Origin of the sequence: Candidatus Clostridium stratigraminis, from assembly GCF_045310675.1 — a bacterium.
In the GTDB taxonomy this organism is placed as follows: domain Bacteria; phylum Bacillota; class Clostridia; order Clostridiales; family Clostridiaceae; genus Clostridium_AT; species Clostridium_AT stratigraminis.
The window spans coordinates 351,446-377,159 of record NZ_JBJHZZ010000001.1 but is presented as its reverse complement, the minus strand read 5'-3'; the positions used below and the strand labels follow the sequence as shown (position 1 = coordinate 377,159).

General features: G+C 32.9%; 21 protein-coding genes. 6 read left to right on the top strand and 15 right to left on the bottom strand.

The window, feature by feature from the left end:
* Window positions 1-93: 93 nt before the first annotated feature.
* The 5 genes from ACJDUG_RS01890 to ACJDUG_RS01870 form a co-directional block, all read right to left on the bottom strand.
* A complete protein-coding gene (locus ACJDUG_RS01890) occupies window positions 94-819 on the bottom strand; it encodes an FMN-binding protein (protein WP_406768180.1) in 726 nt (241 codons plus the stop codon).
* Window positions 820-1,010: 191 nt separating this feature from the next.
* Window positions 1,011-1,163 (bottom strand): hypothetical protein, encoded by a 153-nt coding sequence (locus tag ACJDUG_RS01885; RefSeq protein WP_406768179.1) that lies wholly within the window; start codon window positions 1,161-1,163, stop codon window positions 1,011-1,013.
* Window positions 1,164-1,240: 77 nt separating this feature from the next.
* Window positions 1,241-1,786 carry a glutathione peroxidase gene (locus ACJDUG_RS01880; RefSeq protein WP_406768178.1) on the bottom strand — a complete coding sequence of 182 codons (546 nt, stop codon included), beginning with the start codon at window positions 1,784-1,786 and terminating at the stop codon, window positions 1,241-1,243.
* Window positions 1,787-1,865: 79 nt separating this feature from the next.
* Window positions 1,866-2,339, bottom strand: coding sequence for a YbaK/EbsC family protein (locus tag ACJDUG_RS01875; protein WP_406768177.1), 474 nt, complete (start codon window positions 2,337-2,339; stop codon window positions 1,866-1,868).
* A gap of 212 nt (window positions 2,340-2,551) precedes the next feature.
* Window positions 2,552-3,019, bottom strand: coding sequence for a hypothetical protein (locus tag ACJDUG_RS01870; RefSeq protein WP_406768176.1), 468 nt, complete (start codon window positions 3,017-3,019; stop codon window positions 2,552-2,554).
* A gap of 216 nt (window positions 3,020-3,235) precedes the next feature.
* Here ACJDUG_RS01870 and ACJDUG_RS01865 point away from each other — a divergent pair, with 216 nt between their 5' ends.
* Genes ACJDUG_RS01865 through ACJDUG_RS01855 form a run of 3 tightly spaced genes read left to right on the top strand, consistent with a single transcriptional unit; the run spans window position 3,236 to window position 6,710 of the window.
* On the top strand, window positions 3,236-3,841 hold the full coding sequence (locus ACJDUG_RS01865; RefSeq protein ID WP_406768175.1) for a helix-turn-helix domain-containing protein: 606 nt from the start codon (window positions 3,236-3,238) through the stop codon (window positions 3,839-3,841).
* Entirely contained in the window at window positions 3,841-4,935 is a 1,095-nt protein-coding gene (gene eutH / locus ACJDUG_RS01860) for an ethanolamine utilization protein EutH (RefSeq protein ID WP_406768174.1), read from the top strand. Before ACJDUG_RS01865 ends, eutH begins: the two co-directional genes overlap by 1 nt.
* Entirely contained in the window at window positions 4,932-6,710 is a 1,779-nt protein-coding gene (locus tag ACJDUG_RS01855; protein ID WP_406768173.1) for an aminopeptidase P family protein, read from the top strand. The genes eutH and ACJDUG_RS01855 overlap by 4 nt, the downstream gene beginning before the upstream one ends.
* Window positions 6,711-6,818: 108 nt before the next feature.
* Here ACJDUG_RS01855 and ACJDUG_RS01850 read toward each other — a convergent pair whose 3' ends face one another.
* The 5 genes from ACJDUG_RS01850 to ACJDUG_RS01830 form a co-directional block, all read right to left on the bottom strand.
* A complete protein-coding gene (locus tag ACJDUG_RS01850; protein WP_406768172.1) occupies window positions 6,819-9,002 on the bottom strand; it encodes an alpha-galactosidase in 2,184 nt (727 codons plus the stop codon).
* A 126-nt stretch (window positions 9,003-9,128) separates the two neighbouring features.
* On the bottom strand, window positions 9,129-12,149 hold the full coding sequence (gene lacZ, locus ACJDUG_RS01845; RefSeq protein WP_406768171.1) for a beta-galactosidase, LacZ type: 3,021 nt from the start codon (window positions 12,147-12,149) through the stop codon (window positions 9,129-9,131).
* A 110-nt stretch (window positions 12,150-12,259) separates the two neighbouring features.
* Window positions 12,260-13,078 (bottom strand): carbohydrate ABC transporter permease, encoded by an 819-nt coding sequence (locus ACJDUG_RS01840; RefSeq protein WP_406768170.1) that lies wholly within the window; start codon window positions 13,076-13,078, stop codon window positions 12,260-12,262.
* Window positions 13,075-13,971 carry a carbohydrate ABC transporter permease gene (locus ACJDUG_RS01835; protein ID WP_406768169.1) on the bottom strand — a complete coding sequence of 299 codons (897 nt, stop codon included), beginning with the start codon at window positions 13,969-13,971 and terminating at the stop codon, window positions 13,075-13,077. The genes ACJDUG_RS01840 and ACJDUG_RS01835 overlap by 4 nt, the downstream gene beginning before the upstream one ends.
* A gap of 179 nt (window positions 13,972-14,150) precedes the next feature.
* Window positions 14,151-15,464 (bottom strand): ABC transporter substrate-binding protein, encoded by a 1,314-nt coding sequence (locus tag ACJDUG_RS01830; RefSeq protein ID WP_406768168.1) that lies wholly within the window; start codon window positions 15,462-15,464, stop codon window positions 14,151-14,153.
* Between the two features lie 248 nt (window positions 15,465-15,712).
* Between ACJDUG_RS01830 and ACJDUG_RS01825 the strand changes: the two genes are divergently transcribed.
* Window positions 15,713-17,311 (top strand): response regulator transcription factor, encoded by a 1,599-nt coding sequence (locus tag ACJDUG_RS01825; protein ID WP_406768167.1) that lies wholly within the window; start codon window positions 15,713-15,715, stop codon window positions 17,309-17,311.
* Window positions 17,304-19,073, top strand: a complete 1,770-nt coding sequence (locus tag ACJDUG_RS01820; RefSeq protein ID WP_406768166.1) for a sensor histidine kinase — start codon at window positions 17,304-17,306, stop codon at window positions 19,071-19,073. Before ACJDUG_RS01825 ends, ACJDUG_RS01820 begins: the two co-directional genes overlap by 8 nt.
* An 81-nt stretch (window positions 19,074-19,154) precedes the next feature.
* Here the strand turns inward: ACJDUG_RS01820 and ACJDUG_RS01815 are convergent, their stop codons facing one another.
* From ACJDUG_RS01815 to cysS, 3 genes are all read right to left on the bottom strand, one after another.
* Window positions 19,155-19,547 (bottom strand): DUF2500 domain-containing protein, encoded by a 393-nt coding sequence (locus ACJDUG_RS01815; RefSeq protein ID WP_406768165.1) that lies wholly within the window; start codon window positions 19,545-19,547, stop codon window positions 19,155-19,157.
* A gap of 125 nt (window positions 19,548-19,672) precedes the next feature.
* Window positions 19,673-20,992 carry a hemolysin family protein gene (locus ACJDUG_RS01810; RefSeq protein WP_406768164.1) on the bottom strand — a complete coding sequence of 440 codons (1,320 nt, stop codon included), beginning with the start codon at window positions 20,990-20,992 and terminating at the stop codon, window positions 19,673-19,675.
* Between the two features lie 153 nt (window positions 20,993-21,145).
* Complete coding sequence (cysS, locus tag ACJDUG_RS01805; RefSeq protein ID WP_406768163.1) at window positions 21,146-22,561, bottom strand: cysteine--tRNA ligase; 1,416 nt, start codon at window positions 22,559-22,561, stop codon at window positions 21,146-21,148.
* Window positions 22,562-22,889: 328 nt separating this feature from the next.
* Here cysS and ACJDUG_RS01800 point away from each other — a divergent pair, with 328 nt between their 5' ends.
* Window positions 22,890-23,075, top strand: a complete 186-nt coding sequence (locus tag ACJDUG_RS01800; RefSeq protein ID WP_406768162.1) for a ferredoxin — start codon at window positions 22,890-22,892, stop codon at window positions 23,073-23,075.
* 97 nt (window positions 23,076-23,172) lie between these two features.
* Here ACJDUG_RS01800 and rsgA read toward each other — a convergent pair whose 3' ends face one another.
* Together rsgA and ACJDUG_RS01790 are read right to left on the bottom strand one after the other, a co-directional pair.
* Window positions 23,173-24,252, bottom strand: a complete 1,080-nt coding sequence (gene rsgA / locus ACJDUG_RS01795; RefSeq protein WP_406768161.1) for a ribosome small subunit-dependent GTPase A — start codon at window positions 24,250-24,252, stop codon at window positions 23,173-23,175.
* 520 nt (window positions 24,253-24,772) lie between these two features.
* Window positions 24,773-25,657 carry a DMT family transporter gene (locus ACJDUG_RS01790; protein WP_406768160.1) on the bottom strand — a complete coding sequence of 295 codons (885 nt, stop codon included), beginning with the start codon at window positions 25,655-25,657 and terminating at the stop codon, window positions 24,773-24,775.
* Window positions 25,658-25,714 lie beyond the last annotated feature (57 nt).

Genomic DNA, 25,714 nt, shown 5'->3' with positions numbered 1-25,714 from the left:
TGTTAACCCCTTTATTGACGGCTGTTGCTATCCACATTTTCATTTTTAAAAGTTATTAACAGCAAACCGAAGCTTTTCAGCTAACCGCAGCTGTTATTCTACTGCCTTTGATAAAGCATCAGAAACAGCTGCCATGATTCCATTTGAGGACCTAGTTGCCCTTGAAACTGCATCCACTTGAACTGACTGATTATCAATAATTTCATTTGGAACTGCACTAGCAGCCCTGTTGAAAAATCTTGGGGTATCATTGCTGTTAATTATATCGATATTTTCAATTTTATTATTCTTCACTGTTACACTAACCTCTAAACCTGGCCTATAGCCCGTAGCTTGTCCCGTGTATGTACCGTCCTTATATTGGGCGTCAGTCATTTGAGCATTTACCGCATTATTATTAAAACTCTCAATATCACTGCTTCTGCTGCTATCTTCTTTTGCTATAGCAATGTGCAGTATTAAAACCACTGAAAACAATACTGTTAAGGCCCTGTGATAATACATCCAGCTTTTATTTTTAAATTTACTTCTGAGCATAAAGCTTAGTCCTAATAAAATGCTTAAAATTAAGGAAGCCGTTCCTAAATTAAAACTAAAAATGGATTCTGATGAGAATATGCCATGTATCAAACCCATTATTATTAAAATTATTCCCATTACCTTATGGTATTTTCTCAAAGCTTTATTTATATCTTTTAAAATTTTATTTTTATTATTAAAGAACTTTTTGTTCCCAACTCTTAAAAAATAAATAATAGTAAGAAGTAAAGCTATAAAGGTTGCAATTTTTGCAAAACCAGTATCTAAAAATGTAATCATTATGTCCTCCTGTAATAATTAAGTATGTATTTTTTCTGATGCTACTTATTTATTTTAAAAAGTCATTATGGCAGTTCAGTGTCGAAAAAATAAAAAATGTGTAACAAAAAAATGAAGAAAGAGGAGAATTTAATCTCCTCTTTCTACTTAGGTATTAATATAACTATGGTAAAGTATTATAGTCAAATTAATTAATCTCTATCTTCAACTTTTCTTCTAGCTTTGTTAATGTTTCTCTCATCAAGTCCTGTGAGATTTTCTATTTCAGACATACCTACACCTTTTGAAAGCATATCTTTTGCCTCTTCCATAGCAGCTTCATGTTTAGGTTTCTTTTTATCCATAAAACTCATGCCCCTTTCTTGCATTAGCTTTCCCAGGAAACATGGTTTTATTCTCTAGAAACAAGATAAAAGTTACTTTATAGAAGTTTTTCAATATCCTTGGCTATCTCTTCCGGCTCCATTGGAGTTTCATATCTCCTTACTACATTCCCATCTTTGTCGATTAGGAACTTAGTAAAATTCCATTTTATATCGTTGCCTTTGAGAGACTCAGGGAACTTTTCCTTCAAAAAGGAATTTAAAAAATTGCCTTTCTCAGAACTTAAATCATAGCCTTCAAAAGGAGACTTACTAGTTAAGTATTTAAACAAAGGGTGCGCATTTTCTCCTTTAACCTCAATTTTCTCAAACATAGTAAAATCAACACCATAATTGATTTGACAGAAGTTATGTATTTCTTTATTAGTTCCTGGATCTTGCTCTAGAAATTGATTGCTTGGAAAACCTAATACTTCAAAGCCTTTATTCTTATAGTCTTCATATATTTTTTGCAAACCTGCAAATTGTGGTGTAAAGCCTCACTTGCTTGCTGTGTTTACAATTAAGAGAACCTTACCTTTGTACTCTTCAAGCTTAATCTCTTCTCCATCAATGTTATTTGCCTTAAAATCATAGATACTCATTTAATCAACCTCCTCTTATTACCATTTTATATAATGCACAATTATTTTTCAATTATACTTATACTCAAAATTTACAGCTTTATTCTATCCAATTCTTGCATACATCAACCCATTTTTTACTTTTAGAATACTCCTCTATTTCACTTAAGGTAAGCTTAATTGCCGAATTACTGCTTCCGCAGGCTGGAAAAACTGTAGTAAATCTCTTAAGTGATAGATCAAGAAAAACAGGTATATTATTTTTAAGCCCAAAGGGGCACACTCCTCCAATAGCATGGCCTGTAAGCTCAAGTACTTCCTCAGGTGAAAGCATTTTTGCCTTAAAGCCAAATTCATTTTTAAATTTACTATTATCTATCTTAGCATCTCCTGCTGTTACTACTAACAAGGCAGACTCTCCTGATTTAAGTGAAATGGTTTTTGCAATTCTAGCAGGCTCAACATCTAAAGCTATTGCTGCTAGCTCTACTGTGGCACTGGAGGTTTCAAATTCCAATATATCCTTGTCTCTTCCAAAATCTTTTAAAGATTCACGTACTCTATCAATTGCCATTGTTTTTCATCCTTTCGTTAACTATGTTTATTCTTTAGGTTAATTAAAGACATTAGACGCTGAACTTGTAGAAATCACTTAATAATACGGAAGTAGAATTTATCGTAAACACTTATGCTATCTTAAGTTATTCTACACTATCAGCGTCAAAAAATTTTTCAATATTTATTTACTTATTATACTACATTTTTAAATAATTTTGGCAAATCTATTTACTGCGAAACAGGTGAATCATTTCTTATGATAAAAATAAAAATTGGGCCCATAAAAGGTAGTACAATACTAAGTATTATCCACAGTACAGCTTGATCAGGTCTATATATTTTAAATAACTTATAAAGGGCTAATATACACAAAACTGTATAAGCTGCGCCTATTATCCAACCGAATAGAGGAATAAACCTAAGGATTAAAACTGCAAAGAACCCTAATGATAAAATGAGTTCAATACTTGGAATCTCCAAAGTATCTAGTTTCAAGTTTTTAATGAGTTTTCCTAGTATATACATATTGGCAACTGGAATCCATGATAACCAAGGATTTTCTAACTTTTGATTTGATGCCAATTTGTATAGTCCCATAGATGTAAAAATATAAAGTAAGATACCTATAGCTAAAAAAAGAAAAAATATAAAGCTCCATACTGCTAGAAATGCAAAAAGTGTTCCTTCATTACTCATTACTATTAACTCCTTTAAAATATTCTTTTACAGTATATGTATCACTACTTGTGTAAATGATACTTGCATTCACTAATTGTGTGCAGCACAAGAAATGTCCAGTAACACACCTTACAGCAATGTTATATTCATATAAATGAAATGTTTTCATAAATGTGTATATCTTGCGTTATAAATATAGTATAATATTTATAACATTGAAATAGGAGTGAACTTATGAATATCGGAGTGAAAATAAAAAATTTAAGAACTGAAAAGGGCATTACTTTAAAGGAGTTAAGTGAAAAAAGTGAGCTATCTGTGGGTTATTTATCTCAGTTAGAAAGAGGTCTTACTACAATTGCAGTTGATTCTCTAGAAAAAATAGCTAAAATTTTAGAGGTTCATTTAACCTTCTTTTTTGATTATCCACACAAAAAAGAAGAGGCTGTTTTAAGAAGTTATGAGCAGGAAATATTGGATATAGATGAAGGAGGTTTTATTAAGTATAACTTAAGTACAAACCTAGAGGATAAACAAATTGTTCCAAGACTTGTAGAAATTCTTCCGCAAAAAAATGAAGAAGAAATTATATCCTATAAGCATGAGGGGGAAGAGTTTGTTTATGTATTAGAGGGTATATTAACTATTTACATAAATGGTGAAAGGTATGAAGTTTATCCCGGTGACAGTGTTCATATGAATTCGAGCATTAGGCATAATTGGGCTAATTATACTAATAAAAAGGTTAAAATACTGTCTGTTAATTCTCCAAATGGCTATAGAGGATCAGCTACCCATGAAATTGATGCTGTGTCAAGCCCAGCTGGAGGCAGGAATTAATGCTTTATTTAATTGAGACTTTTTTTGTAATTGGTGGAGTTGATTATATATTAGAAAGTCCTTTAAAGCTTGGTGTCAAATTTGAAGAAGGTATAAAGACCATGGGAGCCTTAGGCCTTTGTATGATTGGAATATACTCCTTAACTCCCATTCTTTCAAATTATTTATCCACAATGGCTATCCCTATTTGCAGAGTATTTAATTTGGATCCTTCTATTTTTCCTGCAGCCTTCTTTGCTATAGATATGGGAGGATATCAAATGGCTGCAAAACTAGCTTTAACTAAAGAAATGGGGATTTTCTCAGGAGTTATTATTGCCTCAACCTTAGGTGCAGCTATTAGTTTTTCTATACCTGTTGCCATTGGAATGCTTTCTAAAGAAGATGAAAAATATTTTTCTAAAGGTGTTATGATTGGAATAACTACTATTCCTATAGGATGTCTTGCTGCTGGTTTATGGCAGGGAATAAATCTAAGACTCCTAATATGGAACCTTGTGCCTATATTTATTTTTTCAATTATCTTAGAAATTGGACTATTAAAATTTAATAATACCCTACTGAAGGGCTTTAAGATATTTGGAAAGTTAGTAATTAGCTTAAGCATTATTGGGCTGATTCTGCAGGGAATAAATGCAATAATGGGGGTTAGTCTTGTCTCAGGGTTAACTCCCCTGTCGGAATCTGCAGTAATAGTGTGCAAAATTGGCTTTGTTTTAGGTGGAGCATATCCTATGCTGGAGCTAATAAACCGTATTTTTAAAAGGGCTTTAGAAAAAACAGGCGATAAATTTGGAATTAACTCAGCATCTGTTTCTGGTATTTTAGGAAACTTAGCTAGTAATCTTTTGGTATTTGGATCTTATGAAAAAATGAATTCTAAAGGCAAGGTTGTTTGCGCTGCCTTTGCAGTGAGCGGAGCCTTTGTATTCGGAGGCCAGTTTGGATTTGTATCAGGTATTGCTCCAGAAATGTTAGGTGCCTTTATAATATCAAAGCTTACAGCTGGAATAATTAGTATTTTACTATCCATATGGATCTATGAATATGAAAATAAAAAAATAAACATAAAGGGAGTTGAGGTAAAAATATGAAAATTAATGAAAGGACACAAAAGTTAAGACAATTAATGAAAGAAAACAATATGGATGCTTACATAGTACCTAGCTTTGATGCACATCTAAGTGAATATGTATCAGACCACTTTAAATGCAGGGAGTGGATATCCGGCTTTACAGGCTCAGCAGGAACTGTGGTTATTACCTTAGAGGATGCCGGCCTTTGGACAGACGGAAGATACTATATTCAAGCGGAAAAACAGCTTGAAGGTTCTGACATTAAATTATTTAGAATGTCCGATCCAGGTGTACCTTCTTATACAGAGTGGTTAAAGGAGGTTCTTAAGGAAGGCAGCACAGTTGGTTTTGATGGAAGTGTTTTTTCAGTAGATATGGTAAGCATCATGGAGAACGAATTTAAAGCAAAGAAAATAAGCTTAAAGACAGATCTTGATTTAATTGATGAGCTGTGGAAAAACAGACCAGAGATACCTAAAGGTCCTATTTTTATACACGAGGCAAAATATGCAGGAAAATCAAGAGTAGAAAAGCTTAAAGTAGTAAGAAATGAGATGAAAAATGCAGGCGCAAACTACTATTTATTAACTTCACTTGACGACATAGCTTGGCTTTTAAATATAAGAGGAAATGATGTACCAAATAATCCAGTGATAATAGCTAACGTAATAGTTGGCGAAAGCAAATGTTATTTATTTGTTGATGCTTTAAAGGTTCCAAGCGATGTTAAATTAGAACTTGAGAATGATGATGTAGAGATTAAGGATTATAATGAAATACAGCAATTTTTACAAGGGCTTACAGATAAAGATGCAATTATCTTTGATGCAAATAAAACTAATTCCAGCTTATTTAATTCCATTAATAGTAATGCATCAAAAAATGCTTACTCAAATGTTACCACTAAATTAAAGGGTATAAAAAATGAAACAGAAATCGAAAATATAAAGCGCTGTGAAATAAAGGATGGAATATCCCTGGTTAAGTTTATAAAATGGCTTAAAGAATCGGTAGGCAAAGAGGAAATTACAGAGTTTACTGCTGGAGAAAAATTAGAAGACTTTAGAGGGCAGCAGGAACTATTTATTGGTCCAAGCTTTGACACTATAGCAGGCTATAAAGATCACGCTGCCATGATGCATTATAAGGCAGCAAAAGAAACTGCCTATACCTTAAAAAAGGAAGGCCTTTTCTTAGTTGATTCAGGTGGTCAATATCTTGATGGCACTACAGACACTACAAGGACTATTGCTTTAGGAAAGCTTACTGAAGAAGAAAAGAGAGACTTTACATTGGTTCTTAAAGGGTTTATAGCCTTAAGCAAAGCTAAATTTTTATATGGAGCTACTGGCTCAAGTTTAGATATATTAGCGAGGCAGCCTATTTGGGAAATAGGCTTAGATTATAAGTGCGGAACAGGTCACGGTGTTGGATTTTTATTAAATGTTCATGAGGGACCACAAGCTATAAGAAAAGAAGTTAACAATATAAAGCTTGAAAAAGGCATGATCCTTACTAATGAACCAGGCATATACAAGGAAGGAATACATGGTGTCAGAACAGAAAACATGATGCTGGTTTCTTATGATGAAGAAACAGAATATGGACAGTTTATGAGATTTGAGGCAGTTACCTATTGTCCTATTGATTTAGCTGGAATTAATAAAGAGATGCTTGCTGAAAATGAAATTAAGTGGCTAAATGATTATCATAAAAATGTCTTTGAAAAGCTTTCTCCACATTTAAACGAAGAAGAGAAAGCTTGGCTTAAGGAAGAGACAAGAGAAATTTAATATGTGACATGGGGAGGTTTCTAATTCCACATGCATTTCAATGTGGCACTAGAAACCTCCCTGTGTTACAAAGTGAGCCACGAGAAACCTCCCCGTGGCTCAAAAAACTTACTTTAAAATCCATGTAATACTTTGATAGTCACCCTGCAGTTTAGGGATGCTTAGCCCTGTATACATTAGCTCATCTCCGCCATAAACTCCATTCTTACCGGTTACTGAATAATTTCTATTTGGGTCTAGGCCTTTTAAATTTAACCTAGTAATTGGTCCATTTGGCACAGCAAGCACCCTGAAATAAGCTACAGAAGCCTCACTTTTATCTTCTGAAACCACCATCCAGGCAGCTTCATTTCCTTCAAAAGGACTTAGCAGCCTATACATATTGCCAAACTGTATAAGTTCTCTTAATCCTTTATATTCAGCTATCTGTGCTTGAACTATGCCCTTCTCCTCTTCTGTAAGCCTTGTAAGATCTAGCTCATAGCCAAAATTACCAGACATAGCTGCGTCCCCTCTTATTTTAAGCGATGTATTCCTATGAACTTGATGATTGGGTACTGCCGATACATGGGCTCCCATAGTAATTAAAGGATATACAATACTAGTTCCATATTGTATCTTTAGTCTTTCAACTGCATCAGTATCATCACTAGTCCAGGTTTGAGGCATATAGTATAGCATTCCAGGGTCAAAGCGGCCGCCACCACCTGAGCAGCTTTCAAATAATACATTAGGGAAATCACTTACTATTTTATCCATGACTCTATACAAGCCCAAAATATATCTATGAGCAGTTTCTCTTTGCCTATCATAAGACAGGCTTTCTGAGCCTATTTCTGTCATATTTCTATTCATGTCCCATTTTACATAGCTAATTGGAGCTGATTTTAAAACATTGGATATTGAATGAATAATATAATTACAAACCTCTTCTCTTGATAAATCAAGTACCAGCTGATTTCTGCCCTCAGAGCGCCTTCTACCCTGTACATGAATACACCAATCAGGATGTTGCCTATATAAATCACTGTCTGGCGATACCATCTCCGGTTCAAACCATAGGCCAAATTGCATGCCTATGTTATTAACACCTTTAGCCAAAGCTTTAAGCCCCTTAGGTAATTTTTTAGGATCTGCCACCCAGTCTCCTAAAGAACTTGTATCACTGTTTCGTCTGCCAAACCAGCCGTCATCTAATACCAAAAGCTCAAAGCCAAGTTCCTTTCCTGCCTTAGCTATACCTTCTATTTTATCAGAATTAAAGTCAAAGTAAGTGGCCTCCCAATTATTTACTAAAACAGGTCTCTTTTCATCTCTAAAATTACCTCTGCATAGCCTGTTTCTGTAAAGCTTATGATAGGTCCTAGACATCTCACCTAAACCCTTACTTGAGTAAACCATTACCACCTCAGGAGTTTGAAATGCCTCCCCTGGTTCTAATATCCATGAAAAATCAAAAGGATTTATTCCCATAGATAATCTTGTTGTATTATGCTCAGCAACTTCTGCTTGAGCTAGAAAATTACCGCTGTAAACCAGACTAAAGCCAAATACATCACCATATTCCTCCGAAGCTCCCTTACTTAATAAGCAAATAAAAGGATTATGATTGTGACTGCTTGCACCACGCCTGCTTTCTATGGATTGATTTCCCTGAAAGAGAGGTTTTCTTTCAATGTGTCTTTCTCTTGTCCAGGCACCATAAAGATGTAGAAAATCAAACTTATCATTATTAAAATCTATACTCATACTTAAGGCACGAAGAAGTTTCAGCTTAGTGGTTCCATTATTTATAAATCGAACATTTCTGGTAATAACATTATAATCTTCGAATATGGTGTAGGATAATATTACCTTAAGTCCAATTAGCTCATCAATCATGACTATTTCAAGTGTTTCTGCTTCATTATCACTTTCTGTATAAGTTGCAGGTAAACCTTCAAGATTTGGTTTGCCCTTGATAATTTTGTGAGTCTCATATTTAAGCTCAGTTACAGTAGACCCGTTTTCAAGCTGCAGTTCATAAGCAGGAGTACGATAATCTGTGCTTCCATAGGAAGGATATTCCTGGGGCAAGGTATCCAAGGAAAGTAATTTGTTTGATCCATTAGGATTTGGTGAAAAAGAGCATCTTTCAACAAGGACTAATGCTTCTTCTGCACTTATGTCTCTTACCTTTCTTCCCCAATATAAATGGGCAAGATACCCTTCTTCTAAAACCTTCATAACATAGCTTGTATCTCCTGCCTGTAAATGAAAAATTTTATGCTCATTATTATAAATAATACTCATAATTAATCCTTTACCTTTCTAATAAACTTTGGTATTTAGCCTTGTGTACAAAATGCTTCTTATAGGAAAAAACTACTGACATTTTGTCAGCAGTAAATTCCTTAAAATTATTTTAGAATTTTAGTATTAACATTTTCCTATTACAAATTCAAAATGTATATCTTTAGAGGAATCTATGAGATATTCCTTATGGACTGGAGCACCCCAACTGTCATCTCCCCCAACTCCCATCTGTTTTACTGCTATGGTAACTACAGTATAATTAGCAGGTGGTAGTTCATAGTAATGAAGTGCATTTTGAAGTTCAAAGGCTGTATAAGGCGATACTCCAAGTTCAAAAGCACTTTCTAATGCCTTAAACTTTAGCCCAAAGCCGTCTTTATTTCTAATCTCTGCCCATCTTACTCCTGTGTGATTTCCACTTTCTTGAGGCACAGCATATTTTGAAACATTATCAATTACTGACTTTTCAAAGATTCCTAATTTTGCGCCCTGCAGTCTATCACAATAGTTTTCCTCTGGTCCTAAACCAAACCACTTAAAGCTGTCAAAATCTGCAGATAATTTAATTGCAAAGCCGAATATAGGAAGTTCTGGTAGCCCTTCAGTTCCTTTATAGTCACAGCAAACCTTAATTTCACCATTACCATAGGTGGTGTAGGCTACTATTACCTCTGTTTTTGGTATAGTAGGTAAAGCATAGGTGTATTTTACAGTTACGCTATAATCCTCTTCCGATACTTGAACCTCTTTTAAGCGTTGAAACATGCTTGCTTGAAGCCACTGACCACATCTATAGCCCTGACCATTTCCTCTGTCATTATCCGTCATGGCCCTCCAATATATTGGCATTGGTGCTCGAGTAATAACCTCCTTGCCTCCATATCTTAAGGATACTATTCCACCCTCTTGCTTTGAAAATAATACACTAAAGTCTCTAGTCTTTACTCCTATATTCACATCGCCATTTATTACGGTAGGCTTTTCCATTTTATTAAAAGCAGCTTTCTCCTCTGTCTTATATACATACTGGCTAAAGGCGATTATATGATCTCTGTCTGCCCATGGAGCAGCATTTTTAAGTTTAAATGCAGCATTTATGGAATATTCGCCAGCTTCATAAACCTTAGGCAAATTGAAGTCAACATACTTTTCTTCACCTGCTTTAATATTAATCTCTATATTATCTTTATAAATTTCCTTGCCGTTATACTCAAGGTAATATTCAAGATAATATTCTGAGGTGTCTATAAAAAGATTATTATTTTTAATTAAAACTCCATTTTTATCAACAATGAGCATTATATTTTCATAGAGTTTTCTAACTTCCTGCGCCTTTGGTGAGACTGTTCTATCTGCATATACTATACCATTGCCGCAGAAATTATAATCTGTTGGTCTGTCTTCAAAATCACCGCCATAGGCTAAGAATTCTCTGCCAAAGCTATCTTTTTTAACTATAAACTGATCTATATAATCCCAGATAAATCCGCCCTGATACATTTCATACTTGTCTTCAAGCTCTGTATACTTGTGCATTGCACCGCAGGAGTTCCCCATGGCATGCATATATTCACAGTTTATGTAAGGTTTTTCAGGATTACTATTCAAATATTCCTCTATAGCATTAACTTTAGCATACATCCTGCTTTCCATATCACTTGTATTATTGAAACTTCTGTCGTTAAACACACCTTCGTAATGTACCAGTCTGGAGGGATCCTTTTTTCTGAAGTACTCAGACATTTTAAATAAGTTTTCTCCGCCAAAGGATTCATTTCCACAGGACCAAATTAGTATGGATGGGTGATTCTTATCTCTTTCCAGCATGGAAGCTGCCCTGTCTAATATAATGTTAAGCCATTCGGGTTTGTCGCCAGGAATAACCCAATCAGGCTTAATTGCGCCCATCTTCTGCCAGGAACCATGGGTTTCTAAATTAGTCTCATCAATTAAATAGATCCCATATTCATCACAAAGCTCGTACCAATAGCTTTGATTTGGATAATGGCTGGTTCTTACGGCATTTATATTGTTTTGCTTTAGAAATCTAATGTCCCACAGCATATCTTCCTTAGTGATTGCTCTTCCTCTTCTGCAGTTGAATTCATGACGATTTATACCCTTAAAGACTATTCTCTTGCCGTTTATCTTCATAACCTTATTTATAATTTCAAATTTTCTAAAGCCAATTTTTTGAGGAACAATTTCAATAATATTACCTGCATTATCTTTAATATAAATATAAAGTGTATAAAGATATGGATCTTCAGCACTCCAAAGCTTTACGTTGCTAAGAGCCAGCTTAAGGGACATAAAATCCTTAAGTGAAGCCTCATTTAAGAAGGCAATAGTTAAACCATCTTTATCCATTAGTTCTAATGATGCCTGCCCCCTAAGCTCACCAGTTATTTTGAAATCCATTTCTAATACTGCATTTTTATATTCACTATCTAAGTTTGTTTTTACAAAGATGTCTGAGATATGAGTTTTAGGAACCGTATATAAATAAACCTCTCTAAATATACCGGAGAAGCGCCAAAAATCCTGATCCTCCAGCCAAGCCCCTGTAGACCTTTTGTAAACTTCTACTGACAGCTTATTTTCGCCATTTTTTATATATGGCGTTAAATCAAATTCAGAGGGGGTAAAACTGTCTTCACTATAGCCTATAAACTCTCCATTTAGCCAAAGGTAAAACGCATTTTCTACTCCTTGGAAGGAAATAAATAGGGGCTTATCTTTAAGTTCTTCTTCTAGTGTAAAATATTTTACATAGCTCCCTACAGGATTATATTCTTCGGATATAAAAGGAGGCCTTAAAAAGCTGTGCCCGTCCCAAGGATACATGGTATTTACATATTGGGGTTTATCATAGCCTTGTAATTGAATATGTCCAGGTACGGTTATATCCTTCCAAGCATTACAATCAAAATCTTCTTCATAAAAATTATCAATTCTATCATTTGGATTAAGTGCAAAGTCAAACTTCCAATTTCCATTTAAGCTTTGCCTTAGTGTCATTTCCCCTTTTTTTGCTTCTTCAATAGTTACGTAGTATTTGTGATCTGAGTGTGGTTCTAATCTATTAACTGCAAAAATTGATGGATCAGAAAGCCAAGCTGTGCTTGGAGTCTTAAAATTCATTGTGTTACCTCCTTAAGTATAAATAAAGAGTTAATAATTATATCTTCTCAATTACTAACTCTTTATTCTTATTTTATTTAATGCGGCACAGGGACCTTTCGTTTGCTGCACTAACCCTTAACAGAGCCAAGCATTCCTTCTACAAATTGTTTTTGCATCAAAAAGAATACTAATGCTGTTGGTAAAGTTGCTATTACTATTCCCGCCATAATCATACCATAATCTGGAGTGTAAGAGGAACTCATTGTAGATATTATTAGCGGTGCTGTTCTTTTACTTGCAGTTTGCAGCGTAATAAGGGGCCACATATAGTTATTCCAGCTGCTCATAAAAGTAATTATAGCTGCTGCTGCATAGGTAGATTTCATAGTAGGAACATAAATCTTAGTAAACAGCTGTATTTCACTTAAGCCATCAATACGGCCAGCCTCTAACAAGTCCTTTGGAAAAGCTTTTGTATTTTGCCTGAAGAAGAAAATTAAGAAGGCTGTGGCGATGCTTGGAATAATTACTGAAGCAGTAGTATTTAATCCAAATACTTTAAAGCTTCTAAACATCCTAAATAGGGGTACCATAAGTGATGCAAAAGGAACCATCATTGACAAAAGTAAAATAGCAAATATTTTATCTCTGAATTTAGTTTTATAAATTTCAAAGCCATAACCTGCTAAAGAGGAAATGATTAGTGCCAAAACTGTAGTTATTACAGCAATTTTAGCTGAATTAACTAAGGAATTAGCGAAGTTTAAATTGTTTGCAAAAAGATTTTTCAGGTTTTCAAATAAAAATGTCCCAGGCAATAAGGAGCCTCTACTAACCTCTATGGACTTATTAGTCGCACTTATTAGCATCCATAGAAATGGGAAAATTGAAATTAAAGCTGCCGCTGTTAAAAATATATATTTAAGTATCTTTGTTATCTTTCTCATTTATTATCACCTGCCACTTTAAATTGAATTAGTGATAATATAACAATCATAGCTAAAATTGTATAGGAAACTGCTGCTGCATATCCAAAGTTTGCTGTATATTTAAAGCTTAGATTGTATATATATTGTGAAATTGTAGTTGAGGCATTTCCTGGTCCGCCTCCAGTGATATTCATTACTTCATCGAAAAGCTGCAGAGTTCCAGTAGTAGAAGTAATTGTTGTAAATAATATAATCGGTTTTAGTAAAGGTATTGTAATATTAAAGAATTGTTTTACTTCTGAAGCCCCATCTATTCTTGCTGCCTCATAAATTGCTGGATCTATGTTTTGTAAGCCAGCTAAATAAAATATCATATTATAACCCGTCCAACGCCACGTTATTGCTATTATAATTGTAATTTTAGCCCAAAAAGGACTTGTCATCCAAGAAATTGGTGCTGAAATTAGGTGTATATTTAATAAAAGTTTATTAATTAAACCATCATTGGCAAATAAGCTTTTAAATATTACAGAATAGGCTACTAGAGATGTAACGCAGGGTAAAAATATTGCTGTTCTGAAAAAGCCTTTTCCTTTAATGTTTTTGTCATTTAAAAGTACGGAAATGAATAAAGCCAATAAAATCATTATAGGAACTTGAACTATTAAATATATTAAAGTATTAGTAACTGCTTTTTTAAAGGTATCATCAGTTAAAAGCCTTTTATAATTATTGAATCCTACGTATCTTAAGTTATTACCGGTTCCTGACTTTAAGGAGGTAATAAAGGCTTGTATCATAGGATAAAAAACAAAAGTAACTATCAGTAATATACTTATGATTGTAAAACACCAGCCAATAATATTATGCTTTCTCTCTAAGGTGCCTTTTTTATTAATTTTCAATGTCATACCCCCTTAGTATTCCTTATTCTGCACTTAAGCATTATCAATGCTTAAGCCCTTAGTACTCCTTATACTGTACTAAATAATTATCAATTATTTAGCCCTTTATTAAAGTAAATCGCTATTTGATAGAGATTATATTACTTTTTTCTCAAAATCAAATAGCGATTTGCATTGGTATATGCTTATTGATTAGCTACAGCAGCTTCTGCCTGCTTTTGAACATCCTTAAGTGTAGTATCTAGATTTGCATTTTTGCTTACAATGTTCTGAACAGCGCCTGATAGAATATCTTCTATGTTGTAGGTACTTGATCCGTAGTTAACAGCTGGAATTTTTGCTGACCAAGTTGCAAAATCTTGCATCAGCTTTTGTCCGCCGTAGAAGTCAATTGATTTATTATAGTTATCAACGGTTGAAGCAGATTTTAATGTGCTTACAAGATTGATCTTTTCTGCTAAAGTATTCATAAGTTCTTTACTGCTGCCAAAGGTTTTAGCTAGAAAATCTACTGCTAAATCTGAGTTACCAACTTTGCTTAGTACATACCAGCTTGAACCTCCAAGATTTGATGCATTTACTGAACTTGGAACTGTACTTAATCTTGGAATAGGAGCAACTGCCCATTTACCGCTTTGATCTTGTGATTTCATAACTGAGCTTGAAATCCAGCAGCCTGTAGGAACTGAAGCAACATCACCCTTTTGGAAGGCACCAACGAAGTTATCCCAGCCTGTAATTGGCTTAACAATTCCTGCATCCATAAGATTCTTCCAAGTTTTTATAGCTTCCTTAAGTGCTTGATTATCTGCTATGTTTACAGTTTTTCCATCTTCCTTAACATACCATTGACCAGCTGACTGCATCATTACTCTTATTAAGCCTAAGTCACTTGGATCTAAGGTAAGCATTGCTTTTCCAGTTTTAGCCTTAACAGCTTTACCAATTTCTATGAATTTATCCCAGGTAAGATTGTTCATATCTTCCTTTTTATAACCTGCTTGCTCTATTAAATCAGTTCTATAGAATAAAGCTGTAACTCCACTATCAAATGGAAGTCCATATAATTTACCATTTACACTATCAGATTTAATCTTGTAATCCATGAAATCTGAGGAATTAACTTTACCTGAAATATCCATAAAGGAATCAGTGTATGCAGTTAAAAAGTTCTGTGCTCTATAATCTTCCATAAGTACTATGTTAGGTAATCCATCAGTAGAATTTGCACTTAAGTTAGTATTTAACTTTTGTACTATGTCATTTTGAGCCATTTCCACTACTTCAACATCTACATCTTTATTTTCTTTTTGATAGATTGCTTTTGCTTCATTTGCAGCAACTACGTTAAAGGTTCCATCCCATGCCCATATTACAAGCTTCTTTTTACCTCCATCTTGAGGAGCCTGAGTATTACTTGCTGATGAATTTCCACAAGCTGATAGACCTAAAGTCATAATTGCACCTAATGCAAGTGCTATTATCTTCTTTGATTTCATTATTCTTATTCCCCCTTTACTTATATGAAACGCTTTACATTGTTTCTAAATATATTGTAGCTTAAATTCAGAAAATTAAGTAAGAATATATTTATGTGAATTTGTGCAATTTTAATATATTATTTATATACTAAATTTTAAATTAGTAAAATTTTAAGATTTTAAAAATATTTTTGTATACCTTTTCATATAGAAGCTAATTCTCTGTGCTGTAATTGAAAAGTGCAATACCCTGTTCTATAATTAAAATGATAACTTATTATTTATTAAAGGATTTGATAGCATTGGATAACTTATGCAAAATCTTAGTAGTTGATGATGAATATCTTCTTAGGCAAGGAATTAAGCACCTTGTGGAATGGAATAAAGAAGGTTTTGAAATTGTTGGTGAAGCATCTAATGGAAAAGAAGCCTTAAGCTTAATTGAGACTCTTAAACCCCATATAGTAATTACAGATATTGTTATGCCTGTTATGGATGGTTTAGAACTTGTAAGATATATTAAAGAAAATTATCCTGAAATACAAATAGTAATTTTAAGCGGTTATAGTGATTTTAATTATGTAAAAGGCACCTTCAAACTTGGAATAAGCGATAATATACTTAAACCTAAGTTAAACCCAGAGGAGGTACTTACTCTTTTAAAAAATATTGCCTTAAGCATTCCCAATTTAGTTATAAATGCTGATAAAATTGAATTGAATGTAAGTAATGAATTAAGCAAATTTGCTTCTGGTTTTGCTACTGACTTGTCATTAATTACTGAAGTCTTTCCATACGACAGCTTTATTTTTATTGGTATGGATACCAAAAGGATTTACGATAAGGCCTCTAAAAATCCTTCGAACATAAAATTACTTCTATCAAAAAAATCAAAGACCTTCTTTGATAAATTTGTTTTTTATGAGTTAGATATAGATAAAGACATATTCATCTTATTGATCAATTTTGAAAAGAAAAGTCAAGGTGAACTTTTAAAGGCGGTTAATGAGATGCTGTTAAATATGTCAGTAGCTTATCCTGATATTTACTTTACTTTAAGTGACATTTTTATTTCCTTGAATAAAATTAAAGAGGTTTACAATAATAATTTTAGGTCTCTCCTTGGCTGCAAATTCTTTTTAAAGGATAAGAAGCTTATATCTAAGGAGGAACTCCCTAAAAATGCATATAAGGAAAAATTTGATTTCAAACACTATTCTGAAATGCTTTATGAGCTTAACATATCTTCAGCTTTTAATTATTTGAAACAATATATTTCTAACGCATTAACATACTGCTCCATAAATGAATTTGAACTAAAAACTCTTTTTCAAAGTGCTCTTTATAATATAATAAGCATTTTAGATGAGCTTCACTTTGATGTGGTGGATATTAATCACTCAAAAATAGAATACTTTCAAAAAATTGATGCTGCTAAATATGGGTCAGAACTCTTAAATATCTTAGAAAGTATAGAGCAAGTAATAGCTAAAATAATTAATAATAAAGAATTCTCAGTTAATGATGAAATTATAAATAAAATTACCCAGTACATTTCAAATCACTATAATGAACAATTATCACTTAAAGAAATTGCTGATAAATTTCATTTTAACTATTATTATCTTTCCTCCTATTTTAGCTCTCATTTGGCAGAAGGCTTTAGTGAGTACCTTAATAAAATCCGTGTAGAAAAGGCTATAGAACTTTTAAAGAATGAAGATATCCCTGTTTCTGAGGTAAGTTATCTAGTTGGCTACTCAGATCATAGTTACTTCTGTAAGGTATTTAAAAAATTAAAAAAAGCAACTCCTAGCAAATTCAGAAAAAATATTATGTTAAGCAAACGAGGAAACTATGAATAAATTTGTTAAAAAATTCAGATCCCTGAGTCTATTTTTTAAATTGGCTTTAATAATGCTTATTAGCAGTATAGCTGTTTCAGTTATAACTGCTTTTTCTGTAATGGACATATCAAAAAGACTTTTTGTTAATAACTTCAGCATAACTAATACTAGAATCTTAAATCAAATACAAGATAATTCCGCAGAATTAAATGACAAGCTAATAACAGTTATGAACACAGTTAATAACAGCTGGGCCTTTCGAAAATATCTTACAGATAACAGCAGCGATATAATAGATCAAGTAAATACTATATATAACCTTAAACAGAATTTAAAGCCTCTTGAGGCGGTTTTAGATCCTGTAAATATTGATTTTATCGTCTTAGGTAAAAATAATTCTACCTATGTCAGAAGCTCCTCTGTATTAGTTTCCTCTAAGGATGCCATTAGAGAAGATCTGGTTACACGAAATGCTCTACAAAACCCAGATAAGCTTCTATATCAATATAGAAGTTTTGGATATACAAGCTCAACAGTAAATAAAAAGGTTATAGTAGCTACAAAAATACTGCAGGATAAAAATACAAAGCAGCAGTTTGGAGTGCTGTATATTACTATTAATGAAAATGTGTTCAGTAAGCTGTATTCCAATTTTCCTACTAAGGGAAATGATATTTTTATGATAGCTTCTGACGGTACAATTGTTTCTTCAAATAATAAGAGTCTTATAGGGCAAAAAGATGAAGATCTGCTCAATGCAGCTAAAAAAATTAATAACGAGAAAATAAAGTATATGGATATTAAGTCAAAGGGTAAAAATTATACTGTTTTATCAAATTACATGCCCATTTATGATTTTTATTTAGTTAATAGAGTAGATACAAAGGTTGCCCTTGATGCAATGTATAACATTAATGAAATTGTTATTATCTGCAGTCTTATAGTAGGTTTCTCTGTAATTATATTATTTTTTATTACTCGAAAAACAACAAAACCTTTAAGGATTCTAGTTAAAGAAATGTCAAAAGTAACAGAAGGCAACTTTAAAAATCATATAAACCTTCAAGGTGGCTATGAAATAGAAAGGCTGAGCAGATCCTTTAATTTTATGCTGGATGATTTAAATGCTTATATAGATAAGCTTCTTATAGCCCAGAAAAAGCAAAGACAAGCAGAATTATCTGCACTTCAAATGCAGATAAATCCTCATTTTATATATAACACCTTAGCCTCTATAAAGTGGCTTGCATTAAAAGGTGATAAGGAGAAAACCAGTGAAACCATTGATTCTTTTATATCCCTGCTTCAAAATACCATTAGCAACACAAGTGAAACTATTACAGTTGATCAGGAAATTGAGAATCTTAAGCATTACGTTTATATAAATGAAATGCGCTATGGAGAAGACATCAAAACCAGTTTTTATGTAATGCCTCAATGTATACATTATAAACTGCCGAAGCTTATACTCCAGCCCTTTATAGAAAATGCGTTTTTTCATGCATTTAATGGTGATAAGGAAGGTCGAATACATGTATTTATTTCCGAAAAGAATAATAATTTATTTTGTGAAATCGTAGATAATGGAACCGGTATAGATGAGGAACAATTATCAAAACTTAACTCTGCACTTCCATTAAAAAATAAGCATTTTACCGGAATAGGAATTAAAAATGTTGATGATAGAATTAAAATGCTTTATGGTAATGAGTATGGAGTTACTATAATAAGTGAGCTTGGGGTCGGGACTACAATAAATGTATTTTTGCCAATAATTTAAGTTAGAGCTAGGGACGCTTCAATAAAAAGCATAACCGACCTTACGGTCGGTTTTTTTTACTTTAAATTTCTAAGTTGCCCTTTATTCTCCTCTATCCCTGCTAAATCCCTTATACCTAGTTCCTTGAAAAGTAAGCTTCCCAATATCCCCTTCTACTAACATACCATATTCATTAGCAATTACGGTAAATTCCATTCTGTCACCACTTTCTACCTCAAAGGTGACATAATAGGTCGTTGAGGTGGAGTGGTGTTGAATTCCATTATCATTGTGCATAGTGCTTGTAACATTGGTTCTTTTACTAGCCACCTTTGCCCAAACAGAAAGCACAGGCTGCCCATTATTGTAGCTCCAGGTTTTAATTCCTTTGGCAAAAACAAATATAAAACCAACCAAAACAATAATAAAAATAACAGGCACAAAAATAGATGTAAAATTAAATAAGAAACTATTAAATGGATCAAAAGGCATCATATATAACCCCCACTTTGAAATTAAATATTTCTATTTTAATATATTCTATAAATTAACTATAATTCCTTTTCCTTGATATATAAAAAAGCTCTACATTTCTGCAGAGCATAAATTTTAATATAAAACTAAGAATCTTTTTGTACATAAACCTTTATCTTTTCAATTCTTTTTTCCTTAACTTCCAATATCCTAAATATAAGTTTTTCATATTCTATATTGTTTTCTTCAGCACCTTCTGGAATACGTCCCAAAAGATCTATTAGGAATCCGCCTATTGTATCATAATCGTCACTTTCAATATTAACATCAAAGTAATCATTAAAGTCATCAATTGAAAGCATTCCATCAACTATAGAAGTATTGGTATCGATTCTCTTTATTTCTGGTTCATCGTCATCATATTCATCCTCAATATTTCCCATAACTTCTTCTATAAGATCCTCTATAGAAACTATTCCAGAGAAGCCTCCATATTCATCAATTAATACAGCCATATGTTTTTTAGAAGCCTGAAGTTCCTTAAATAGTTCATCGATATTCTTTGTTTCTGGTACAAAATATGGTGGATGTAAAATAGATCTTATATCTACACTATCAAAACCATTTTTTCTTGCTTCTGCATAGAAGTCTTTCATATATAGAATACCAATAATATTATCTGTATCTCCCTCATAGACTGGTACTCTCGAATATCTCTCTTCAATTAACTCATCTAAATATTCCTTTAATGGAGTATCAATATTAATTAAATACACTTCAGTTCTAGGAGTCATAACTTCGCTGGCAAGTTTATCATCAAATTCAAAGATGCTATTAATCATTTCTACTTCTGTTTCATTTATAACACCGTTTTCTTGTCCGGCTTCCACCATAGACCTAATTTCTTCTTTGGATACCTTCTCGTCTAGTCCTTCTATTTCAAGACCAGTTAATCTAACCAAAATATTTGTGGATGCAGAAAGCAGTTTTACAAAAGGAACTGCTATTTTTGATACAAACATAATTGGTTTTACCACTGCCATTGCCAAAGCTTCAGATTTTTGCAAAGCCACTCTCTTTGGAAATAATTCTCCGAAAACCAAGGTTATATAAGAGAGAACTACCGTTACCCCTACTAAGGCTATTTGTTCGCTATATGGAATATTAAGCCTATTTAAATAAAAAGACAAGCTCTTTGAGATTCCTGTAGCAGCTGAAGCACTGGAAAAGAAGCCCGCAAGGGTTATCCCTACTTGTACTGTAGACAAGAATTTTGTTGGCTCTTCCATTAGTTTTAATAGAAGTTTTGCCTTTTTATCCCCTTCTTCATCAAGTACCTTTATTTTATTTTTATTAAGTGACACAATTGCCATTTCTGCGGCAGAAAAAAATGCATTAATTAATGTTAGTATGGCTATTAAAATTAACTGCGAAGTAATATTCGCAGGATCAGGTTCTGTTTTCATTTCTTGTTAGTTACCCCCTATAAAATTCTGTAACATTGATAATACCATAATTATTGTAATTTTACAAATTTAATTAAAGAAACTTTCTAATTATAATATTTAATTTCTTCAAATTCATAATTATATATACTACCTAACACAAAATAATAAGCTTTATTGTTTTACCCTCCATGTTGTGCCTTCTCTTAAATCAACTAATTCTATATTCTCATTTAAAAGTATATTTCTGATTTCGTCTGCTCTAGCCCAATTTTTTTCTTTTCTTGCCTCGTCTCTTTCCAATATAAAATTATTAATATATTCTTTATCTAACGAAGGTTTTTCATTTAAATCATTTGCTTTAGTTAGATCAAGAGAAAAGATCTTGTCAAAATCTTCAATTAAATAAAATTTCTCTGAGCTATTCAATTTATCATCTTTTATAACATCTGATAAAACTGTAAAAGCATTTGCAATATTTAAATCATCACTTACTTGAGCTAAAAACTTTTGCTGATAGCTTTTAACTTTATTAGTATGGCAAGCTTCACCAAGCTTTTTACCTTCTACTATTTTTTTAATTTTTTCTTTTAATTTGTAAAATGATTTTTTAGCCTCAGTAAGACTATCAAAGCTAAACACAAGCTGCTTCCTATATTTAGACTGAAGACAAAAATATCTATAATCTAATGGACTGAATCCTTCTTCTATAAGTCTTGACACAGTTAAAAAATCTTCGTTTGATTTAGACATCTTACCATTATCAAGTACCAGAAATTCGCCATGCATCCAATAATTAACCCACTTATGACCTACTGCACTTTCTGATTGTGCTATTTCATTTGTATGATGGACAGGAATATGATCTATGCCTCCACAATGTATGTCTATCCTTTCCCCAAGATACTTCATTGACATTGCAGAGCATTCAATATGCCAGCCAGGAAAACCCTTACCCCATGGTGACTCCCACTGCATTATTTGATTACTAAACTTTGAGTTCGTAAACCATAATACAAAGTCTAAAGGACTCTTTTTATAGACATCCACCTCAACCCTGCTGCCTGCCACAAGTTCATCTATGCTTAGGTTTGCAAGCTCTGTATATTCTGGATACTTTTCAATGGAGAAATAAACATTGCCATTTGCCCTATAGGTAAAACCCTTTTTCTCTAATATTTGTATAAACTTTATCATATCTTCAATGTGTTCTGTGGCTCTGCACACAACTTCCGGCTTTATGATATTTAAATGTTGACAGTCCTTTAAAAATGCCTCTTCATAATATCTTGCAATTTCCCATACAGTTTTCTTCTCTCTCATTGCTCCTTTAGACATTTTATCTTCACCAGTATCAGAGTCAGATTCCAGATGCCCAACATCTGTTATATTCATTACACGTTTAACCTTAAAACCTGCATACTCCAAAGACTTTTTAAGAACATCTTCAAAAATATAGGTTCTTAAATTACCTATATGTGCGTAATTGTAAACTGTAGGTCCACAGGTATAGAGCCTTATTTTGCTATCCTCAATAGGTTTAACCTCTTCCTTATTTCTTGTTAATGTGTTGTAAATTGAAAAGCCCATAATATTCTCCCTTTCTTCAAAAAAATAAACTGCAGGCAAAAACCTGCAGTAGATAATCTTAATTTTGTTTCAAGCTGCGCTTATCTCAAAAATTTGCAGACTTATTGCTATTTAAATATAAAAGTATTAAATTATTTAAATAACAACAACAGCAGAATCCCATTTTGACAAACCTCCATATTTTTAATATAAAGTTATTATATACCATGTGAATTAAATTGTATACTTATTATATCCTATTATATTTATTTTTGATTTAAATCACAGTTAATTTTGGTAATTTAGATTACTATTATTATGTAATGAATATATGAAGGAGATGATTTTAATGAAGGCTTTTGTTGATAAAGAAACCTGTATAGGCTGCGGTTTATGTGCTTCCATTGCTCCAGATGTTTTTGAAATGGAGGATGATGGTAAGGCAGGTGTTATTGGAGATGTAGATTCTTCAAATGAAGCTGAAGCTAAAGATGCTGAAACTTCTTGCCCTGTAGAAGCTATAACAATAGAATAAACTGTTAAGGATGCTATGGCACATTAGTAAAAATTTCTATATGCCATAGCACCTTCTATTCTACATAAAAAGGTTATTTTGCTGTGCTCTCTTTATATTAATAAATGGTTCCGCCTTTTTTTAATTGTTTCTGCAGCTTAGATATACTCTTCCATCGTGCCTTTTCATTTGCTCTAACAGCTGAATTTTCTTTCATTTCTGCATACTTGATTTCCTTTTTAAGCTTTAAATAGCTTTCCCACCTACTTGCTGTAAGCTCTCCACTTTCTAAGGCTGCTTTTACGGCACAGCCTGGTTCACTGGTATGGCTGCAATCACTAAATTTACACTTAATTGATAACTCTTCAATATCAGAAAAAGCTGTATCTAAGCCATCAGAGGCATTCCACATGCCAAGCTCCCTCATACCTGGAGTATCTATAATCATAGTTCCATTTTCAAGCATAATTAGCTGCCTATGTGTTGTGGTGTGACGACCCTTGCTGTCATCTTCCCTTATGCTGCTAACCTTCATTATTTCTTCCCCAGCTATTGCATTTACAAGGCTTGACTTTCCTACACCTGATGAGCCGAGAAATACTATAGTTTTAGAAGGTTTAATGAATTCCTCTAATTTCTTAAGCCCCTCACCAGTAAGGGAGCTTATGGGAATTATAGAAACACCAAAGGCAATTTGTTCTAATTGTTCAACAAAAGTTGAATAGTCACTGCATAAATCTAATTTTGTAAGAACAATAACAGGTACTGCCCCACTTTCCCAAGCAGAAGTTAAATATCTTTCTATTCTTCTTAGGTTAAAATCCTTATTTAAAGATGTCATAATAAAAACATAATCAAAATTTGCAGCTACTATCTGTTCCAATTCATTAAAGGAGTCAAGCCTTGAAAACTTACTTTTTCTTGTAAGTACATGATATATAATATCTTCTCCATTAGGATTATGCTTTACAAGTACAAAGTCTCCAACAGAAGGATAGATATTTTTTACAGCCGTATTGTAGAATAAAGAGCCCTTTAACTTTGCAGTACTCTCACCTTCCTTAGTTATAATCCTATACTGTTCCCTTTGAACTTCTACAACTCTTCCAGGTATAAGTTCACCTTCTATAGCATTATGCATGGCTTCCTGTATTTTATAAAAATCTGTATACCCGTATTTTTCAATAATATTGTTCATTAATTCCTCCTAGTCGGAAGCACGGGGCAACTTAGCACGCTCGCTCCCGCTCGCATGTTGCCCGTTAAAGCCCATTTAGGGCTTTAACCTCCAATTTTTTCTTTAATTTCTTCATTACTAAATCTAAAATTAATACATTGTTATCTTCTATTAAATATATACTTTTCATAAAACATCTCTCCTTTCCTTTACTAAAAATAAGCATAAAAATACCGCAGAAAGCACCCCATAAAATTAGACTGCATTTTGCGGTAAAAAAAGCACCACCCTTCGGCGATGCTTATGCATTTCATATACACAGTAATTATGAAAGGTTAATTTAGTTTGCAAAAATCCGACACAAAAAAAGATATAATTATTTAAAGGCCACATTTTTGCCCATATTAAGTTTTAAGAAGCAATCACCTTAAAATTTGCACTCATTAAAACACACTCCCTTTCATGAAATGTTTAATTATTAAAAATATTTACACATTTATAATATATGATTATATAGGAATTTTGTCAATGCTAAAATTATTTATATTCCAATCTTGTCTACTAATTCTGTAGTAACTTTCCTTTTAGGCTTTAGACAGCTCACAGTTACCGAAGCTAGAACAATTACTCCTCCCAAAATTGATAATTTCCCAGGTAATTCACCAATGGTTAAAAACACCCATAGCGGATTTAGAAGTGGCTCAATTAAAGACAAAAAGGTTGATTCTAAAGCCGTTATCTTTTTAATTGCCTTAGCATATAGTACGTAAGAAAATCCCAATTGAAATACTCCGAGCAATATAAGTCCAACTATGCTCTTTGGGCTAGGAACCTTTTGAAAAACAAAAGGCAAACTTACAAGTATGGTTAAAATACTCCCCCAAAACACATTTTCCAGAGGATCAGCATCTTTTTCTCTTCTCATAAACATTGTATTAAATGCCAAGGCAACACCACTGAGCACAGCAAGTATATTTCCTTTCAAACTTCCACCTGCAATATCATCCATGAAAAACAGTGCCATTCCGCATATAATAATCATAATGATAATCCAGTCCCTAAGTTTTGCCTTCTCATTTAGAAGCCACCCGCCAAATATGGCAATATATATAGGTGAGGTATACTGAAGTAAAATTGCGTTAGCAGCGGTAGTGGTTTTAGTTGCAGATATATATAGTACAACCAAAGCTGTATAAGATATAGCTCCGAAGGCCTTATTCCATGTTAATTTCAATGAAGATTTCTTAAGGAATGATAAAATAACAATGGTTGTAATCAAACTTCTCATTCCAGCTATAGCCATTGGACTTAAGTCAACAAGCTTAATAAGTATTCCTCCAGTACTCCAAAGTACTGCTGCTAGTAATTGCATAATTATTGCTTTGCTTCGTTTATTTTCGGACTTTACTAAATTCCTTTGTTCCACACTGTTCACCTTTGCTTATTATTAAAGTATTTACCCTATATAATTATAGGTGACTTA

What these genes read in the sequence shown, in the direction of transcription:
- ACJDUG_RS01890 (WP_406768180.1), bottom strand. Translation starts at nt 819, where the DNA reads ATGATTACATTTTTAGATACTGGTTTTGCAAAAATTGCAACCTTTATA.
- ACJDUG_RS01885 (WP_406768179.1), bottom strand. Translation starts at nt 1,163, where the DNA reads ATGGATAAAAAGAAACCTAAACATGAAGCTGCTATGGAAGAGGCAAAA.
- ACJDUG_RS01875 (WP_406768177.1), bottom strand. Translation starts at nt 2,339, where the DNA reads ATGGCAATTGATAGAGTACGTGAATCTTTAAAAGATTTTGGAAGAGAC.
- ACJDUG_RS01870 (WP_406768176.1), bottom strand. Translation starts at nt 3,019, where the DNA reads ATGAGTAATGAAGGAACACTTTTTGCATTTCTAGCAGTATGGAGCTTT.
- ACJDUG_RS01865 (WP_406768175.1), top strand. Translation starts at nt 3,236, where the DNA reads ATGAATATCGGAGTGAAAATAAAAAATTTAAGAACTGAAAAGGGCATT.
- eutH (WP_406768174.1), top strand. Translation starts at nt 3,841, where the DNA reads ATGCTTTATTTAATTGAGACTTTTTTTGTAATTGGTGGAGTTGATTAT.
- ACJDUG_RS01855 (WP_406768173.1), top strand. Translation starts at nt 4,932, where the DNA reads ATGAAAATTAATGAAAGGACACAAAAGTTAAGACAATTAATGAAAGAA.
- ACJDUG_RS01850 (WP_406768172.1), bottom strand. Translation starts at nt 9,002, where the DNA reads ATGAGTATTATTTATAATAATGAGCATAAAATTTTTCATTTACAGGCA.
- lacZ (WP_406768171.1), bottom strand. Translation starts at nt 12,149, where the DNA reads ATGAATTTTAAGACTCCAAGCACAGCTTGGCTTTCTGATCCATCAATT.
- ACJDUG_RS01840 (WP_406768170.1), bottom strand. Translation starts at nt 13,078, where the DNA reads ATGAGAAAGATAACAAAGATACTTAAATATATATTTTTAACAGCGGCA.
- ACJDUG_RS01835 (WP_406768169.1), bottom strand. Translation starts at nt 13,971, where the DNA reads ATGACATTGAAAATTAATAAAAAAGGCACCTTAGAGAGAAAGCATAAT.
- ACJDUG_RS01830 (WP_406768168.1), bottom strand. Translation starts at nt 15,464, where the DNA reads ATGAAATCAAAGAAGATAATAGCACTTGCATTAGGTGCAATTATGACT.
- ACJDUG_RS01825 (WP_406768167.1), top strand. Translation starts at nt 15,713, where the DNA reads ATGATAACTTATTATTTATTAAAGGATTTGATAGCATTGGATAACTTA.
- ACJDUG_RS01820 (WP_406768166.1), top strand. Translation starts at nt 17,304, where the DNA reads ATGAATAAATTTGTTAAAAAATTCAGATCCCTGAGTCTATTTTTTAAA.
- ACJDUG_RS01815 (WP_406768165.1), bottom strand. Translation starts at nt 19,547, where the DNA reads ATGATGCCTTTTGATCCATTTAATAGTTTCTTATTTAATTTTACATCT.
- ACJDUG_RS01810 (WP_406768164.1), bottom strand. Translation starts at nt 20,992, where the DNA reads ATGAAAACAGAACCTGATCCTGCGAATATTACTTCGCAGTTAATTTTA.
- cysS (WP_406768163.1), bottom strand. Translation starts at nt 22,561, where the DNA reads ATGGGCTTTTCAATTTACAACACATTAACAAGAAATAAGGAAGAGGTT.
- ACJDUG_RS01800 (WP_406768162.1), top strand. Translation starts at nt 22,890, where the DNA reads ATGAAGGCTTTTGTTGATAAAGAAACCTGTATAGGCTGCGGTTTATGT.
- rsgA (WP_406768161.1), bottom strand. Translation starts at nt 24,252, where the DNA reads ATGAACAATATTATTGAAAAATACGGGTATACAGATTTTTATAAAATA.